General features: G+C 68.7%; 14 protein-coding genes. 4 read left to right on the forward strand and 10 right to left on the reverse strand.

Translation table 11 applies throughout. The annotated features are described in order from the left end of the window. Nucleotides 1-609: 609 nt before the first annotated feature. The 3 genes from VFK57_05735 to nifJ all read left to right on the forward strand — a co-directional run bounded on the left by VFK57_05735 (nucleotide 610) and on the right by nifJ (nucleotide 5,469). On the forward strand, nucleotides 610-945 hold the full coding sequence (locus VFK57_05735; protein ID HET7695191.1) for a hypothetical protein: 336 nt from the start codon (nucleotides 610-612) through the stop codon (nucleotides 943-945). A gap of 509 nt (nucleotides 946-1,454) precedes the next feature. Next, nucleotides 1,455-1,823 (forward strand): hypothetical protein, encoded by a 369-nt coding sequence (locus tag VFK57_05740; protein HET7695192.1) that lies wholly within the window; start codon nucleotides 1,455-1,457, stop codon nucleotides 1,821-1,823. A 40-nt stretch (nucleotides 1,824-1,863) separates the two neighbouring features. Continuing rightward, nucleotides 1,864-5,469: a pyruvate:ferredoxin (flavodoxin) oxidoreductase gene (gene nifJ, locus VFK57_05745; GenBank protein HET7695193.1), complete on the forward strand. Its 3,606-nt coding sequence runs from the start codon at nucleotides 1,864-1,866 to the stop codon at nucleotides 5,467-5,469. Here the strand turns inward: nifJ and VFK57_05750 are convergent. The 3 genes from VFK57_05750 to VFK57_05760 form a co-directional block, all read right to left on the reverse strand. Next, entirely contained in the window at nucleotides 5,408-5,725 is a 318-nt protein-coding gene (locus VFK57_05750; protein ID HET7695194.1) for a hypothetical protein, read from the reverse strand. The two genes, nifJ and VFK57_05750, sit on opposite strands and share 62 nt — an antisense overlap. Nucleotides 5,726-6,223: 498 nt before the next feature. After that, nucleotides 6,224-6,691: a hypothetical protein gene (locus tag VFK57_05755; GenBank protein ID HET7695195.1), complete on the reverse strand. Its 468-nt coding sequence runs from the start codon at nucleotides 6,689-6,691 to the stop codon at nucleotides 6,224-6,226. Continuing rightward, the gene (locus VFK57_05760) at nucleotides 6,688-7,182 is read right to left on the reverse strand and encodes a hypothetical protein (protein HET7695196.1); all 495 of its coding nucleotides are present in this window, start codon (nucleotides 7,180-7,182) and stop codon (nucleotides 6,688-6,690) included. The genes VFK57_05755 and VFK57_05760 overlap by 4 nt, the downstream gene beginning before the upstream one ends. Before the next feature lie 252 nt (nucleotides 7,183-7,434). On the opposite strand from VFK57_05760, the gene VFK57_05765 reads away from it, so the two are divergent. Next, nucleotides 7,435-7,647, forward strand: a complete 213-nt coding sequence (locus VFK57_05765; protein ID HET7695197.1) for a hypothetical protein — start codon at nucleotides 7,435-7,437, stop codon at nucleotides 7,645-7,647. A 35-nt stretch (nucleotides 7,648-7,682) separates the two neighbouring features. On the opposite strand, the gene VFK57_05770 is transcribed toward VFK57_05765, so the two are convergent. The 7 genes from VFK57_05770 to VFK57_05800 all read right to left on the reverse strand — a co-directional run bounded on the left by VFK57_05770 (nucleotide 7,683) and on the right by VFK57_05800 (nucleotide 15,924). Then, entirely contained in the window at nucleotides 7,683-9,200 is a 1,518-nt protein-coding gene (locus VFK57_05770) for an ankyrin repeat domain-containing protein (protein ID HET7695198.1), read from the reverse strand. Next, the gene (locus VFK57_05775) at nucleotides 9,181-10,521 is read right to left on the reverse strand and encodes a DUF1552 domain-containing protein (protein ID HET7695199.1); all 1,341 of its coding nucleotides are present in this window, start codon (nucleotides 10,519-10,521) and stop codon (nucleotides 9,181-9,183) included. Before VFK57_05775 ends, VFK57_05770 begins: the two co-directional genes overlap by 20 nt. Continuing rightward, nucleotides 10,518-12,878 carry a DUF1592 domain-containing protein gene (locus tag VFK57_05780; GenBank protein HET7695200.1) on the reverse strand — a complete coding sequence of 787 codons (2,361 nt, stop codon included), beginning with the start codon at nucleotides 12,876-12,878 and terminating at the stop codon, nucleotides 10,518-10,520. The genes VFK57_05775 and VFK57_05780 overlap by 4 nt, the downstream gene beginning before the upstream one ends. Nucleotides 12,879-12,897: 19 nt before the next feature. Continuing rightward, nucleotides 12,898-13,140 carry a FeoA family protein gene (locus VFK57_05785; protein ID HET7695201.1) on the reverse strand — a complete coding sequence of 81 codons (243 nt, stop codon included), beginning with the start codon at nucleotides 13,138-13,140 and terminating at the stop codon, nucleotides 12,898-12,900. Nucleotides 13,141-13,159: 19 nt separating this feature from the next. After that, nucleotides 13,160-14,947: a ferrous iron transporter B gene (locus tag VFK57_05790; GenBank protein HET7695202.1), complete on the reverse strand. Its 1,788-nt coding sequence runs from the start codon at nucleotides 14,945-14,947 to the stop codon at nucleotides 13,160-13,162. Between the two features lie 21 nt (nucleotides 14,948-14,968). After that, nucleotides 14,969-15,526, reverse strand: a complete 558-nt coding sequence (locus VFK57_05795) for a hypothetical protein (protein HET7695203.1) — start codon at nucleotides 15,524-15,526, stop codon at nucleotides 14,969-14,971. Nucleotides 15,527-15,672: 146 nt separating this feature from the next. After that, a complete protein-coding gene (locus VFK57_05800; protein HET7695204.1) occupies nucleotides 15,673-15,924 on the reverse strand; it encodes a hypothetical protein in 252 nt (83 codons plus the stop codon). Between the last annotated feature and the right edge of the window lie 180 nt (nucleotides 15,925-16,104).

Here is a 16,104-nt window from a genome sequence, read left to right on the forward strand (position 1 = left end):
GGACGGTCGCTACAGAACGTTCCAGGCCACCACAGCGGCGATGGCGCTGAGCGCAGTAATCACCGTCCAGAAGAGTCGCCGGTCGGATGCGTGCGTTTGCAGCATGCGTTCCCCTCCGCTGGGCTTGGACACCGGTCGCCGGCCACCGGACGAGGCTCGTCGCGCGAACGTCTTGTCCGACCCAGCCGCAGAACTTCGCGTCCATCTGACCGGACTGTGGGGCAAATGGCCGAGCCGACTGGAACGGCCGGTGCTTACGAAACTGTTGTGCCGACGACGCCCGTGCGTTTCAGAATCCCGGCGCGGTGCAAGCTCTGCGATGCGCTCGGATCCATCAGCGCCGAGACCACCATCACGCGTGGTTCGGTCCGTCTGATGTGGTGCTGCCGCACCTGCGGACAGGAGTGGCCGATCACGCGCGGGGAGCAGCAGTTGCCCGAACGGCACACCCCAACGGCGCGAGACAGGCGACACCCGACACACAGCAACCGCCGTCGTGCGCCGCGGAATTGAGCGCACTCGTCCAGGCGGCTTGAAGTGCGGCGCTACGCCGGGCGAGCCAGCCCGATACATGAAGGTCATCGGCCGCGGGCCGGCCATGTAGCCCGTGTGCAGCCGCTCGATCCGAAATCCTGCCCGCTCGACGAGCTGATCGCGATTCAAATGGCAGCCGCCAGCCAGCCGCTTCCATACCGGTGTGAGCCGGTCCTGCCGCGCGGCGACACGCAGTTCCGGCGCGCGACCGTGCTCGACGAACAGCAACTGGCCGTCCGCAGCCAGGACCCGTCGAATCTCTCGGAGCGCTCGCGTGACGTCGGGAATCGAACAGAGCGTCGGGCAAGGACAGCATTCTCGCCGAAGTGGGTCGCGTTCATCCTGTTCTCCTCGATCGGTCTTCAGCGGGCGGATCCGCCGATCGTCTGGCCGTTCGAGGCGGGCGGTTGACTGGCACACGCCCGCAGTCGCGGGCGACAGCATTTACGTCGGCTCCTGCAACGGCACGTTCCGTCGACTGGACGCGTCGGGATCACCCATCGCCAGCGGCGGGGAACTGCTCGTCCTGCTCGCGGATCACAAGGCGGACTACCGGGCGCGGGTCGCAGTGGATCGAGCGTTGGCGCGTGTCGTCTGGCGGCAGGCCGCGGCCGTGCGGTCCATCGGAGGATCGGCCGATCTGTTGTACGTCGGAACGCCGCAGGGAACGCTCTCCGCAGTTCGAGCGGAAGTGCCGTGTCCATAGCGGATTGAACTCAACGTTCCCTGCGCAATAAAGGAAGGCGGCCGCATCTCTGCGGAATTTTCCGCCTTCCTGCGAACTATCCCGCACCGGATCCCCGCGCCCGCCGGACGATTTGGCAGGGAATTGCCGGCCTGCACCAGAAAAGTTACCCAGCCTGGCCCGGTATCCGTATTGCTGTTCCCGAAGCACTCTCGCTTTCAGTCAGGAGCAGCTCATGAAACGCACCGTGGTCATCGTCTGCGCTCTCGCGGTTCTGGTGTTTCCGCTTCGCGTGTTCGCGCAAGACGCGCATACCGACAGCCCGAAGCGAACGCTGACGGTCACCAACACCCTGATGGTCGGCACGACGATTCTGCAGCCCGGAGACTACAAGTTCCAGTGCCGCACGTTCGGAGGACGGACGTTCCTGATCGTCACCCTGGTCAGTTCCGGCAAGGAGATCGCGCGCGTGCCGTGCGTACGCGAGACGCTGGATGCCCCGGTGACCGACTCCGCTTACCGGAGCGTCGTTCTGGAGAACGGGACGCGGAGGCTGACGCTCGTCCGGATCAAGGGTGAGTCGGTTGCTCACCGCGTCGACTAGCGTGGACCTGCCTGTGGCGGGGCGCGATCGGGAGAGGTGTATGTCGAATCGTCGTACGACGACCGTGGACGGCAACGAAGCGGCCGCATCTGTCGCGCACCGCCTGAGCGACGTGATCGCGATCTATCCCATCACCCCGTCGTCGGCGATGGGCGAGCTCGCGGACGAATGGTCGAACGCGGGGCGGCGGAATGTCTGGGGCAACATCCCGGACGTCGTCGAGATGCAGTCCGAGGCCGGCGCCGCCGGTGCGGCGCACGGCGCGCTGCAGGCGGGCGCGCTGGCGACGACGTTCACGGCGTCGCAGGGGCTGCTGCTCATGATCCCCAACATGTTCAAGATCGCGGGGGAGCTGACGCCATTCACGATGCACGTCGCCGCCCGCACCATCGCCACCCACGCGCTGTCCATCTTCGGGGATCACTCCGATGTCATGGCCTGCCGGACCACCGGATTCGCGATGCTGAGCAGCGCCTCGGTGCAGGAGGCGCACGACTTCGCCGCCATCGCGCACGCGGCGACCCTCGAGGCGCGGGTGCCCTTCCTGCACTTCTTCGACGGCTTTCGAACGTCGCACGAAGTATCCAAGATCGAGGAGCTGACCGACGACGACCTGCGGGCGCTGATGTCGGCGGAGCACGTCGCGGCGCATCGCCGGCGGGCGCTGACGCCGGATCGCCCCGTGCTCCGCGGGACGGCGCAGAACCCGGACACGTTCTTCCAGGCCCGCGAAGCGGCCAACGTGTTCTACCGCGCCTGTCCCGGAATCGTCGAGCAATTGATGGCCCGGTTCGGCGCGCTGACGGGCCGCCGTTACGGCCTGTTCGAGTACGCCGGCCATCCAGAGGCCGAGCGGGTCGTCGTGATCATGGGCTCGGGCGCCGAGACCGCATACGAAACTGTCGCGCATCTGGTGGCGCGCGGCGACCGGGTCGGCGTGGTGACGGTGCATCTGTTCCGGCCGTTCTCGAACACGGCATTCCTGCGGGCGCTGCCGCGATCGGTCAGGGCGATCGCCGTGCTGGATCGCACCAAGGAGCCAGGCGCGATCGGCGAGCCGCTGTACCAGGACGTCGTCACCGCGCTGGCGGAGGGGCGCGCCGATGGAACGGCCGCATTCGACACCGAACCGCTCGTCGTCGGCGGGCGTTACGGCCTGTCGTCGAAGGAGTTCACGCCCGGGATGGTGAAGGCGGTTTTCGACGCGCTCAGGGAGCCGCGGCCGAAGAATCATTTCACCGTCGGCATCCGCGACGATGTCACGCATACCTCGCTCGCCTGCGACAACACCTTCGACATCGAGCCGTCCGATGTCACCACTGCCGTGTTCTACGGCCTCGGCGCCGACGGCACGGTCGGCGCCAACAAGAACTCGATCAAGATCATCGGCGAAGAAACCGCCCTCCACGTGCAGGGCTATTTCGTCTACGACTCGAAGAAGTCCGGAGCGACGACGGTTTCACACCTCAGGATGAGCCCTCGTCCGATCCGTTCTCCCTACCTGATCTCCAAGGCGCGGTTCGTCGCCTGTCATCAATTCGAGTTCCTGGAGCGGGTCGACGTCCTGGAGCACGCCGGCGACGGAGCGGTGTTCCTGCTGAATGCGCCCTTCGCGGCGGACGAGGTCTGGGATCGCCTGCCGGTCGAAGTGCAGGAGCAGTTGATCGGCAAGCGCATCCGCCTGTACACCATCGATGCCTCGCAGGTGGCGCGGCAGACCGGGATGGGCGGCAGGATCAACACGGTGATGCAGACCTGCTTCTTCGCGATCTCCGGCTTCATGCCGCGCGAGCAGGCCATCGCCCACATCAAGCACGCGATCGAGAAGACCTACAGCAAGCGCGGCGCGGACGTCGTCAGGCGCAACTTCGCGGCCGTCGACGCGACGCTCGCGCACCTGCACGAGGTGCCGATCCCATCTGCCGTCACCGCCGCGCACGCCCGTCCGCGGCTGGTGCCGGAGGTCGCGCCGGACTTCGTGCAGCGCATGACGTCGATGCTCATGGCGGGGAAGGGGGACCTGCTGCCGGTGAGCGCATTTCCGGTGGACGGCACGTGGCCGGTCGGCACCGCGAAATGGGAGAAGCGGAATCTCGCAGGGGAGATTCCGGTGTGGGACCAGGCGATCTGCATTCAGTGCAATCACTGCGTGCTGGTCTGTCCGCACGCCGCCATCCGGGCCAAAGTGTACGACGACGGGGCACGGGCGGGCGCGCCGCCGACGTTCAAGTCGGTCCCGTACAAGGGCCTCGAGTTCAAGGGGCGCGCCTACACGATTCAAGTCGCGCCCGAGGACTGCACCGGCTGCCAGTTGTGCGTCAACGTCTGCCCGGCCAAGGACCGCGGCAACCCGCAGCACAAAGCGATCGACATGCGCGCGCAGGCGCCGCTTCGTGACGCGGAGCGCGACAACTATGCGTTCTTCCTCGACCTGCCCGACACCGAGCGCGCCGACCTGCCGAAAGTGGATCACAAACTGTCGCAGTTCCTGGAGCCGCTGTTCGAGTACTCAGGCGCGTGCGCCGGCTGCGGGGAAACGCCGTACATCAAGCTGCTCACACAGTTGTTCGGCGACAGGGTCCTGCTGGCGAACGCGACCGGCTGCTCCTCAATCTACGGCGGAAACCTGCCGACCACCCCCTTCACCACCAACCGTGAGGGGCGCGGACCGGCATGGGCCAACTCGCTGTTCGAGGACAATGCGGAGTTCGGACTGGGCCTGCGGCTCGGCGTGGACAGTCACGCCCGCGCCGCGAGGGCGCTGGTCGAGCAGATGGCGGGAGCGATCGGCGAGCGCCTGGCGCACGAACTGCTTGGCGCCGACCAGTCCACGGAAGCCGGTATCCGGTCGCAGCGGGATCGGGTGCGCGCGCTGCGACAGGTGCTCGCGCCGCTCGCCACGGCGGAGGCGCGGCGGCTCGAGGCAATGGCCGATTACCTGGTGAAGAAGAGCATCTGGCTGGTGGGCGGCGACGGGTGGGCGTACGACATCGGATACGGCGGCCTCGACCACATCCTGGCCAGCCAGCGCGACATGAACGTGCTCGTGCTCGACACGGAGGTGTACTCGAACACCGGCGGCCAGCAGTCGAAGTCGACGCCGCTCGGCGCCGTCGCCAAGTTCGCGGCCGGCGGGAAATCGATGCAAAAGAAGGACCTCGGCCTGCTCGCCAACATGTACGGCCACGTCTACGTGGCGCGGGTGGCGCTGGGCGCGAAAATGAGCCAGACCGTGCAGGCGTTCCTCGAAGCGGAAGCGTACCCCGGCCCGTCGCTCATCATCGCCTACAGCCACTGCATCGCCCACGGCTACGACATGGCCAACGGCGCGATCCAGCAGAAGCTCGCGGTCGACTCGGGAGTGTGGCCGCTGTACCGCTTCGACCCGCGGCGCGCCGCCAAGGGGGAGCCGCCGATGCACCTCGATTACGGACCGCCGAAACCGCTCGTCGCCGAGTACATGCGCAACGAATCGCGGTTCCGCGTGGTGGAGCGCACCGATCCCGGACGCTTCAACGCGTTCCTCGACGACGCGCAGGAGGCCGCGCGCCGGCGCTACGCGCTGTATCAGCAACTGGCGGCCATCACCGTGCCGATTCCCGCCGCGCCGATGTCGCAGCGTCCGGTGTCGGAGCGCGCTGAATGACGCCATCGACCGCGGCGCACCGCAGTTCTCCAACTGCGCCAATCCGCAGGCGCACGAGACGAGCACGGGCCGGGAAATCGTCGAACAGCTTGCGTTGTCGGGCCGGGCCGCCGGCGCCTTCGTCGCGGGCGTCGGAACCGGCGGCACCGTCATGGGCATCGGGCGGTGCCTGCGCGCGCAGAACGCCGCCGTGCGCAGTCAACTGCCACGCGGCGACGCCGGGTTCCGGCGCGCGGCCATGCTCGACGAACAGCAACGGCCGCCAGCAGCCAGGACACGCCGAATCTCTCGCAGGGCTCGAGCGACGTCGGGGATCGAACAGAGCGTCCATCTCGTCACGACCGTCTGCACGCTTCCGGCGTCCAGCGGGATCGTCTCCGCGGAGCCTGCCGCCGTGGCAAGGACAGCATTCTCGCCGAAGTGGGTCGCGTTCCTCCTGTTCTCCTCGATCGGTCTTCAGCGGGCGGATCCGCCGATCGTCTGGCAGTTCGAAGCGGGTGGTTGACTGCTCAGCCAAGCTGTCGACGACGGCGGTGCGTTCTCTCGGCGGGTCCGCTGATCTGCTGTACGTCGGAACGCCACAGGGAACGCTCTCCGGAGTGCGAGCGGAGGTGTCCTCTCCTCAGTGGTTGGTCACACTCGGCAGTGACGGGGGCAGCGGTGGCCGCCGTGGGCCGTGTTGGCCGCGTCCCCCGTCATCGGCCTCACGCCAGGAAGCCGAGCAGCTTGTCCGACACGCCCTCGGACGGCGGCCTCATTCATGCCGTCCGCTCCCGCACGGCGTCCGATACACCGCCCCGCTGCCGATCGTGATGTCGCACGCCGGCGGGCAATCGCTGTCGCACGGCGGCAATCTCGGCAGGCAGCGTTCCGCCGGCCCCGCCTCGTACGAGCAGATCAGGTAGGCGCGATGCACCACGCCGACGCAGTCCGGGAACAGGAAGTCCCCGATGGTGGTCTGGCGCTCGTCGTACAGATACGGGAACGGGTACTCGATGACGCCGTGGAAGAGACACGGCCAGTCTTCGCTGGCGACGCACGTCAGGAAGTAGCGCTCGCAGCACGCTTCGGTTCCGTCCTCGCACGCGCAGTCGCGATCGGGGACGAACTCGATCTCGTGGTTGCGCACGCCCGGGCAGCTCTGGACCTCGAACCACAGCTCGACACGGCGCATCCGCACCGGCCGCTGTCCCGGCAGGTACGGGAACCTGCCCCGGTTCATGCGCAGCGTGAGCGCCCGCGTGCAGTCGCGCCGCTCCGCCGACCGGGACCGCCGCCCTGAAGCGCTGCCACGCGTCGGAGAAGTCCTGCCGCCAGTCGAAGAACCGCAGTCCCGCGCCGGGAAGCAGGCACGACGCGACGTTCCAGCTCGCCTGGCGCAGCATGGCGCCGCCGTTCGGCGCCGAGGACCTGCCGCTCGATCTGCTCGATCTCGATGTCGAGGACCGTCACCTGGAAGATCCAGTCCGCCTCGCGGCGATCCCAGCCGCCCTCGGTGAGCGACAGCCCGGCCTGCGTGCCGTTGATGTCGGCGACGGTGTAGAGGATCCGTGCCGCCGCGGCAAAGGCGTGCGCCAGCTTGGTGCCGATCGGCATCTGGGAGACCGACACGGGTGTCGACGCGATGCCGGCGACGCCGGTCGTGTTGTCGGGGATCAGGTTCATCACCTGGCCGACCGCTTCGACCACGTTGCCGGCGGCGCGGGTGGTCATCGAGACGCCGGTCAGGTTCTGGTACGCCTGCTCCTTGGCGATCAGGCCGTTGGCGATGAGATCCGCGTAGTACTGGCGGCGGGCACCGGATCGCTCTCGTTCCGCTGCCGCTCAGCAGGAGCCGCAACGAGTTCAAGCCCGCGCTCACGCTCGACTACCGCGAGCAGCGGGAAGACTGAACCCAACCGTGGGCGCAGGCCCTCCGCACGTCCCGCGCCGGTGACGCCGCGCCCGGAGCGAAAGGCTGGGACGATGAAGCTGACCGAGATCAAGCCGGGTCTCTTCCTCAACGAAGACCAGATTGTCAGCGTTCGCGTGCTGCCGCAGGAGGATGGCGATGCCTACGCGGTACTGCAGATGCCGAGCGGCGACAAGCTGAACCTTTCCCGCGACGAGTTCAAGTCGATCACGGGCGAGGCGCCGCGGCCCACGGCGCGGCAGCCCCACGTGCCTGAAGTGCGGTAGGCGGCGCGGGATGTGCCGGGCCGGCTGGCGAAGCCTCAGTAGATCTGCTGGGTCCTGGCGACAATCACCTTCGGCGGCGTCACGCCGGCCGCGATCATCACCTCGCGAATCGCCGCTTCGGTCTCCGGCGACGGCTTGAAGTTGCCGAACCGGTAGCCCACCGCAATCGCGAGCGGCGTCCAGCCGAACTTGTCATCCTTGTTCCAGACGGCAATCCTGGCCCCCTTCGCGGCCAGGAGCTTGACGACCTTCGGCAGGTTCTTGTAGGCCGCGGCGTGCATCGCGGTCTCGCCGTTCTTGTCCACGGCGTTGATGTCGGCGCCGAGATCGAGGAGCAGCTGCACGGCCTGGAGCACCTCCGGCTCGGTGCCGGCGTCCTCGCCGGGAGACCGCGTGCCGAGCCCGGCACAGGCCATCAGCGCCGTGCTGTTCTCCACGTTGGTCAGCGTCGTGTCGGCGCCGAGCGCGGCGAGCGTCTGCATCAACTCGACATCGGCGGTGAGCGACGCGAGCCAGAACGGCGTCGCGCCGATCTCGTTGGACCGCGTGTTGTTCAGATTCGCCTTCTTCGTCATTCGCGCGTTCACGTTGGCGCCGCGCGCGATCAGCGTCTTCACGAATTCGATGCTGCTCATCGCGCCCGAGCCGTCCGGCGGCGGATCGTTGTCGCCGACGCCGGGCTTGCGCACGGCGGTGATCGCGTGCAGGACGGTGTACCCGGGCAGATCCGCATTGGGATTGGCGCCCGAGTCGAGCAGGAACGACGCGAGCTCGTAGTGCGCGTTGGTCACGGCAATCAGCAGCGGCGTCGCTCCCGCCGGCGGCAGGCGGCCGCCGTACCCGCGCCGGCGCCCTGCGGGGATCGCGTCGTTCACGTCGGCGCCGGCGGCGAGGAGCGCGCGCGCGGCCTCGAGGCGCCCTTCGCGGGCGGCGAAGAACAGCGGCGTGAACCCGGACGGGACGCGCCGCTTCACGTCGGCGCCCGCTTCAATCAAGTCCTCGACGATCGCGGCATGCCCTTCGGCGGCCGCCCACATCAGTGCCGTCTGGCCGCGGCGTTCGTCTGCCGCGTCGACGCGCGCGCCGTTGGCGAGCAGCGCCTTCACGGCGCCGGCGGACCCGGTCCTCGCCGCCGTCATCAGCGGCGTCTCGCCGCCAGGCAGCGCGGCATTCGGGTCGGCGCCGGCCTTGATCAGCGCGTCCACGATCGCGCCGCTGCCGTTCGTGCAGGCGAGCGAGAGCGGCGTCACGCCGTACCGGCTCGCCGCGTTCACCCTGGCGCCGGCGCGAAGCAGCCGGTCCACCGTGCGGCGATCGTCGTGATAGACGGCCCAGTGCAGCGCCGTCATGCCGTCGGGCTGGGGTGCCGCGACGCTGACGCGCTGTTCGAGCAGCGCCGCAACCCGCGCCCAGTCCTTTGCCTCGGCGGCATCGGCCAGGGCCGTTTCCGCGCTGCGCGTGTCGGCGGCCGGGACGCGCGCCCCCACCGCAGCCGGGCTCGCACACGCCAACAGGACGGCGGCGGCGACTCGACTACAACGCCAGCAGTTCATCGAGCTTTCCCTTGCTGTCGGCAAAGGCGTCCATCCGCACGCCGACGCGGTCGAGGAGCGTCAGGTGCAGGTTGGCGAGGGGCGTCGGCTCCGCATACTTGATGTGGCGCCCGCCCTTGAACCGGCCGCCCGCGCCGCCGGCGACGATCGTCGGCAGGTTGATGTGGTCGTGGATGTTGGGATCGCCCATCCCGCTGCCGTAGAGAATCAGCGAATGATCGAGCAGCGTGCCGTCGCCGTCGCGCGTCGATTTCAGCTTGTCGAGATAGTAGGCGAACAGCGAGACGTGGAAGGCGTTGATCTTCGCCATCCGCGCGACCTTGTCCGGATCGTTGCCGTGGTGGGTCAGCGGATGGTGCGGATCGGGCACGCCGATCTCCGGATAGGTGCGGTTGCTCGTTTCCCGCGCGAGCTGGAACGTGATCACGCGCGTCACGTCGGCCTGCATCGCCAGCACCTGCAGGTCGAACATCAGCCTGGCGTGATCCGCATATGACGCCGGGACGCCGACGGGACGATCGAGATCCGGCAGCTGGTCGTCGGGCGTGGCTGCCTCCGCCTTCTGGATGCGGCGCTCCACTTCGCGAACGGTCTGCAGGTACTCGCCGACGCGCGCGCGATCCTCCGCGCCGAGCGTGGTCTGCAGCCGCGAGATGTCGTCGCGGACCCAGTCGAGCAGGCTGGCGCGCCGGCGCAGCGCGGCGCGCCGATCGGCGGGCGATCCGCCGTCGCCGAACAGCCGTTCGAAGACCACGCGCGGATGCGCCTCCGCCGGCAGCGGCGTCGTCGGCGACGACCAGGACAGATTGTTCTGATACACGCAGGCGTAGCCGTTGTCGCACTGGCCGACCATCTGGATCAGATCCATCGACAGCTCCAGCGACGGCAGCAGCGTCTGCTCGCCGAGCTGTTTCGCCGCGATCTGGTCGACGGTCGTCCCCAGGTAGTAGTCGGTGCTCTCGGTCCACTTCGCCTTCGCGGCGCTGAGGAACGCCGCGTTCGAGGTGGCGTGCGTGCCGGGGTAGGCGTTCTTCAGCTCCATGTTCGACAGGACGGTGAGCTGATCGACGAACGGCCGCAGCGACTGCAGCGTGGGCGACAGGTCGGCGAGCGTCGCGCCCGGCGGCGTCCAGCGCGGCAGATCGCAGCCCATCGGCATGTAGACGAAGCCGAGGCGGCGGACCGGACCGGCGGCGCTCTTCGCCAGCGCCGTCGTCGTCCACCGGGACGGCACCATAGCGTCGAGCAGCGGCAGGGCAAGGGCGGCCCCCATGCCGCGAAGGAACGTGCGGCGGGGCAGCGCTGGCTTCGGGATGATCATCTGGACTTCCTCATCTGGAAAGACGGGCTCTTCACGACGCCGAGGACGATCGACGACATCCGGTAATTCTGCGCGCGCGCGGCGCGGACGATCGACCGAATCGCCGGGGCGTCGTAGTATTCGACGCCCCGCCCGAGCGCGTAAGTGTGGAGCTTCTCGGCGAGCGTGCCGACGAAGAGCTCCGGCCGGCGGACGAGCGCCGCCTCGAGGCCGTCCACGTCAGTGAACCTGGTGCCGTCGGGAAGGCTGCCGGCGACGTCGATCGGCGATCCTGCTTCCGCGGCGCGGCGCCGTCCGACCGCATCGAAGCGCTCGAGCGCGAGGCCGATCGGATCCATCAGGTTGTGGCAGGGGGCGCACTGCGCGTTGCGCCGGTGTTCGGCGATCCGCTCGCGGACCGACAGGCGCCCGTCGACGGTGTTGTCCTTCAGCGCCGGCACGTCGGGCAGCGGCGGTGGAGGCGGCACGCCGAGCAGCGTGTCGAGCACGAACTTGCCGCGCAGCACCGGCGACGTGCGCGTCGCGTAGGAGGTCACCGTCAGCAGGCTGCCGTGGCGCAGCAGGCCGCCGCGCCAGGTGTCGGCCGGCAGCGCGACCCGGCGGAAGCGGCTGCCATACACGTGCGGGATGCCATAGTGCCTGGCCAGCCGCTGGTTCAGGAACGTGTACCTGGCAGTCAGGAGATCCAGAGCGCTGCGATCTTCGCGCAGGACGCTCTCGAAGAACAGCTCCGTCTCGCGCCGGAACGCCTGCTTCAGGTTGTTGTCGAAATCCGGGAAGAGCCGCATGTCCGGCGTGACCGACTCGAGGTTCACCAGGTGCAGCCACTGCGCCGCGAAGTTGGTCACCAGGGCGCGCGATCGCGGGTCCGCGAGCATACGCCGGACCTGCGTCTCCAGCACCGCGGGCTGGTGCAGCGTGCCGCGGGCGGCCGCACGCAGCAGCGCCTCGTCGGGAATGCTGCTCCACAAGAAGAACGACAGCCGCGATGCCAGCTCGAGATCCGGAATCCGGTACGGCGTATTGGCCGGGATGCCGGCGGGATCGCGCTCGACGCGGAACAGGAACTCCGGGCTGACCAGGATGGCGGCGAGACCCGCTTCGATGCCCGCCTCGAAGTCGCCGTCGCCGTCGCCGTCGCCGCGCGCGCTCCGATACAGCGTCATCGGGCCGCGCAGGTCCGCGCTGGTCACCGGCCGGCGATACGCTCGGCGCATCAGCGCGCCGAAGATCTGCTCCGGCGACCGGGAAACGAAGATGCGGCGGCGGCTGGGGGTCTCACCCGGGCCCTTCGCGGTGAACGGCCCGAGAATCGAGACCGAGTAGATCGCCGGCTGCACGCGCGGATGCCGATAGAAATTGAAATGCGTCTGGTACGGCTGCCGCGGTGTTTCCAGCAGGACCGACGGCTTCTTCGGGAACGCGACGCCAACCGCATGCGGACCGGCGGTCACCGCAAGGCGAACCGTGAGGTGGCGGTCGACGCTCTCATGCGACGGCTGCTCGGTCTCGGGCAGGCCGGGCTGCCGCTGCGGCGGGCTGACCGTGAAGAGCTGCACGCGCTGGCGATCGACCAGCACTTCGAGGTCGTGTGCTTCGCTGAGCCCCTCGACGTGTTCGTCGCGATCCCGCATCAACCGGACCTGGATCTCGTACTCACCGTCGAGCGGAAAGGTGTAGTTGATCAGCGCGCCGCCGCGGGTGCCGATCGGCAGCCCCTCGATGTGTTCTTCCTGCGTCAGCTCCGCCGGGATCCGTATCGTCTCGCCGCCAGGGGAGCGTCCGGCGCGCCCCACGGCGAGCCGGCCGATCTTCTCCGCCGCCGACAGGTAGCGATCGAGCAGGGTCGGCGTGAGCGTGCCGACGGTGACGTTGTCGAATCCATAGCTGGATTCGTCGGCCGGCAGCAACGCCGCCGCGTCGATGTCGACGGCGAGCAGGTCGCGGATCGCGTTCTGGTACTCCGTCCGCGTCAGCCGGCGGATCGTCGCCGGCCGGCCGGGATCCGGCCGCGCCTTCGCGGCGGCGTCGAGGGCGGTCTCGAGCGACGCGACGACCGCGTCATACGCCGCTTCGGTCGGGCGATCCTTCCCGATCGGCGGCATCTGCCTCGCGCGCAGCTTGCGCACGACCTTCTCCCACACCTCCGGATGGTCGGCAATCGTGCCGGTCATCACCGCGTCGAGGGCGAGATCTCCCTTTTTCTTGTCGGTGTCGTGGCAGGAAAGACAGTAGGTTTCGACGAGGTCGACGTGGGGCGGACGTCTCGCATGCAGCCCGGGGCGCAGGTTCACCGCGGCCGTGAGAACGACGACGCCGGCAAGGACGGCGAGGCGCGCGCGGCCCCGTGGAGCCATGCGGCCCATGATACGCCCATCAGCCGTCCTCGATCGCGCCGACCTCGATCATCACCCCCCGCGCGAGCGCCCGCTCGACCGCCAGTTCCGTCTGATCGCATTCGAAGACAATGAGCGGAAACGTCTGCAGCACGCGGACCCGCGCGCCGGGGGTCACGCCCAGCGCCGCCAGCCGGTCCGCCCGGGCGGTGAGATCGCGCCTCAGGCGGGCGACCCGGCCGTGCGCCCCCGGCCGCAGCGAGGCAAGCGGAACGTGCGTCATGGTGCTTCCCGGCTCATCGTCAGAAGCGGATGCGCAACGCCGAGAGCGCCGCGTTCATGGCAGCGCCGGTGGACAGGGCGATGACGGTGACGGTGACGAGAATCGCCAGTCCGACGCGTATCCCGCGCTCTCGAATGATCATCAGCAGGTTGGCCAGGCAGGGCACGAACAGCGTCATCACCGTCAGCGCGACGAGCGACTGGCTGCCGGTGAGCGTCCCCTCCCGCGCCATGTGGAAGAGTCCAGCCGCGCCGTAATCGCGGCGCAGGAATCCCATCACGAACACCGGAGCGGCGTCGCTCGGCAGCCCGAGCGCACCGCTGACGAGCGGCCGGGCCGCGGCGGAAATCGCGGCGAGCGCACCCACGCGGTCCATCACGAACAGGATCGCGGTTCCGGCGAGGAACAGCGGTACCGCTTCTCCCAGATACCAGCGGACACGCAGCAGCGTCTTGGTGATGAGGTTCCTGATACGCGGGATGCGCAGCGGGGGCAGCTCGAGGATGAACTCCGACCGATCTCCCGGCAGGGCCCGCGCCGCGAGCAGACCAACCAGCAGCATCTGCAGGAGCACGACCCCGAACAGCGTCAGCAGGGCCGCCACCGAGATGCCGCCGAGAATCCCCATGATCGTCGCGAGCTGCGCTGAACACGGCACGCCGAGCGCGAGCAGCGTGATCGCAATCAGCCGTTCTTTCGGCGTGCCCAGGATGCGCGTCGTCATCGTCGCCATGGTGTCGCATCCGAGCCCCAGCACCATCGGGAGAACCGCCTTGCCGTTGAGCCCCATCGCGCGAAACAGGTGGTCGCTGAAGATCGCCAGCCGGGGCACGTAGCCGCTGTCTTCCAGCGCCCCGAAGATCAGAAAGAATGTGGCGACGACGGGAAGGACGATGGCGATGGCGTAGGTGAGCCCCATCGAGACGAGACCGAAGTCGCCCACCAGAAAGTCCCTGACGAGCGCGACGGGGACGTGCGCCACCGCGCCGCGCACCGCCGGCGTGACGTGCGCCTCGAACAGATCCTCTTCGAGGATGCCGACGATGGTCTGCGCTCCAAACACGCCGACGAACTGATACGTCAGGTACAGGACGAGCGCGAGGATGGGCAGGCCGGTGAGCGGCTGGCGTACCGCGCGGCCAAGCCACTCCTGAAACCTGCCGAGCGACACCGGCGTGATCCGCCGGTACGCCGAGGCCGTGCGGTCGGCCCAGCGCGCATGGTCGGGTCCGCCCTGATGCGCGGCGCGGACGATCGCCGCCGCGGGCAGCGCTTCCCGCAATTCGCGCATGCCGCGCCCTTCCGGGGCGACGGCCTCGACGACCGGCACGCCCAGGCAGCTCGAGAGACCTCCGGCGTCGATCGACACGCCGCGTGCCCGGGCCTCGTCCAGCATGTTGAGCACGAGGACCATCGGCAGGCCGAGCTCCGCGAGATGCGACGTGAGCATCAGCGCGCGGCGGAGATTCCGCGCGTCGGCGACCTGCACGATGAGTTCGGCGCCGCCTTCGGCGAGAACGCGCCGGGTGATCCGCTCGTCTTCGGAGAGCGCGCCGGCGAGCATGTTGACACCCGGCGTGTCGATGACGTCGCAGACCTCGGCGCCGATCAGGGCGCGGCCCTTGGTGATCGCGACGGTCGTGCCGGGATAATTCGAGACCGTCGCGTAGCGGCCCGTCAGCCGGCCGAAGATGACGCTCTTGCCGACGTTCGGGTTGCCGACGAGCGCGATCCGCAGCGGGTGAGCACGCAGGCGCAGCGGCGGCGGATCGCTGCTGACGGGATCACTCGCCAGGGGACAGGGCATCGAGACGTCTGCCGCCGGCCGTCATGGGACGGTAATTCCGCGGGCCAGGGCGGCGCTCAGCACCTTGAGCATCCGGGCATAGCGCTGATCGTCACGCTTGAGCCTCGCGGTGTACTCCTCCTGGGTGAGCTGCTGCAGCTCCCATTTGCCGTTGAACACCGTGGACTTCCCGCCGTTCGCCGTCGTCGTGTCGCCGACCTGCTCCGAGTCGGATTCGGGCCGGATGCCGTCCGCCGCCATGTCTTCGACGAAGAAATGCCCGGTGCGGTCGCCGACCGCCTGCATGTCGACGTAGACGTCCATGTACTGGCGAGCGGCAATCTTCTTGTCGATCAGGGCGGGTGCGGGATACGGGGCGCTGATGACGAGGAACTGGATTCCAGGGACGTAGAGGACGGCCACGTACCGGCCTGGTTCGTCCGGATCGCGCGCGGCGAACGCCTCCATCTTCTGTTGTTCCATCTGTGCCTTCAACGCGGCCGCGGGTTCCGCGGACAGCGATCCGTCCCGCGCCGCGCGGAGCCCGGACACAGACACCATGAGAAGGACGAGCACGGCGAATATCGTGAGGCGTTTCATGAGCGTTCCTCCGGCAGCGCGCCGTGCCGTTTGCATGCCAGGCACGGGGTGCTGGTTTTCGCGCCGAAGTCGCGACTGAGGGGAGCGCCCGCCGCGGATAATTCCGCAGCGCCGGGAATTTTCCAGTGGGGGACGGCCGGCTGGGTCTAGGCGGGCTTCGGGCGCGTGCCGCCGCCCCTGGGGCGCGCCGGCGCCGGATGGTCCCGCCGCGCGCGCGCGTCCGCCATGATCTCGCGGAGCGTGGCGCATTGCGCCCGCAGCTTGCGGCTCTTGGTCACCGCGTCGGCGGCTTGGGCGCGAAGGTCGGCGCTGCGATCGTTCAGGGCGCGCTGCTGCTCGCCGCTGATCGAGAGCATGGCGGATTCATACACGGCGTCGTACGGACGATCCTCGGCCATCGGCCATGCCTCATGACAAGGTGCGCTGTTGGTACGGCAACCTGGGTGAGGTGGCTCGCCCGTTACGGGCAACGACACTCGAAGCTGGAGGCGAACGCGGCGCGCTCGCATCGTCAGTGTACGCGCGTTCGGGCGGGAACCGCCAGGAATTCTCGAGCTGACCAGGTAGCGGAGCGCTGG

The organism is Vicinamibacterales bacterium (genome assembly GCA_035699745.1).
Taxonomy (GTDB): Bacteria; Acidobacteriota; Vicinamibacteria; order Vicinamibacterales; family 2-12-FULL-66-21; genus JAICSD01.

Coding starts and splice junctions, on each gene's coding strand:
- nifJ (HET7695193.1), top strand. CDS start 1,864: ATGTCGAATCGTCGTACGACGACCGTGGACGGCAACGAAGCGGCCGCA.
- VFK57_05795 (HET7695203.1), bottom strand. CDS start 15,526: ATGAAACGCCTCACGATATTCGCCGTGCTCGTCCTTCTCATGGTGTCT.
- VFK57_05780 (HET7695200.1), bottom strand. CDS start 12,878: ATGGCTCCACGGGGCCGCGCGCGCCTCGCCGTCCTTGCCGGCGTCGTC.
- VFK57_05765 (HET7695197.1), top strand. CDS start 7,435: ATGAAGCTGACCGAGATCAAGCCGGGTCTCTTCCTCAACGAAGACCAG.
- VFK57_05755 (HET7695195.1), bottom strand. CDS start 6,691: ATGAACCGGGGCAGGTTCCCGTACCTGCCGGGACAGCGGCCGGTGCGG.
- VFK57_05760 (HET7695196.1), bottom strand. CDS start 7,182: ATGACCACCCGCGCCGCCGGCAACGTGGTCGAAGCGGTCGGCCAGGTG.
- VFK57_05785 (HET7695201.1), bottom strand. CDS start 13,140: ATGACGCACGTTCCGCTTGCCTCGCTGCGGCCGGGGGCGCACGGCCGG.
- VFK57_05800 (HET7695204.1), bottom strand. CDS start 15,924: ATGGCCGAGGATCGTCCGTACGACGCCGTGTATGAATCCGCCATGCTC.
- VFK57_05790 (HET7695202.1), bottom strand. CDS start 14,947: ATGCCCTGTCCCCTGGCGAGTGATCCCGTCAGCAGCGATCCGCCGCCG.
- VFK57_05775 (HET7695199.1), bottom strand. CDS start 10,521: ATGATCATCCCGAAGCCAGCGCTGCCCCGCCGCACGTTCCTTCGCGGC.
- VFK57_05740 (HET7695192.1), top strand. CDS start 1,455: ATGAAACGCACCGTGGTCATCGTCTGCGCTCTCGCGGTTCTGGTGTTT.
- VFK57_05770 (HET7695198.1), bottom strand. CDS start 9,200: ATGAACTGCTGGCGTTGTAGTCGAGTCGCCGCCGCCGTCCTGTTGGCG.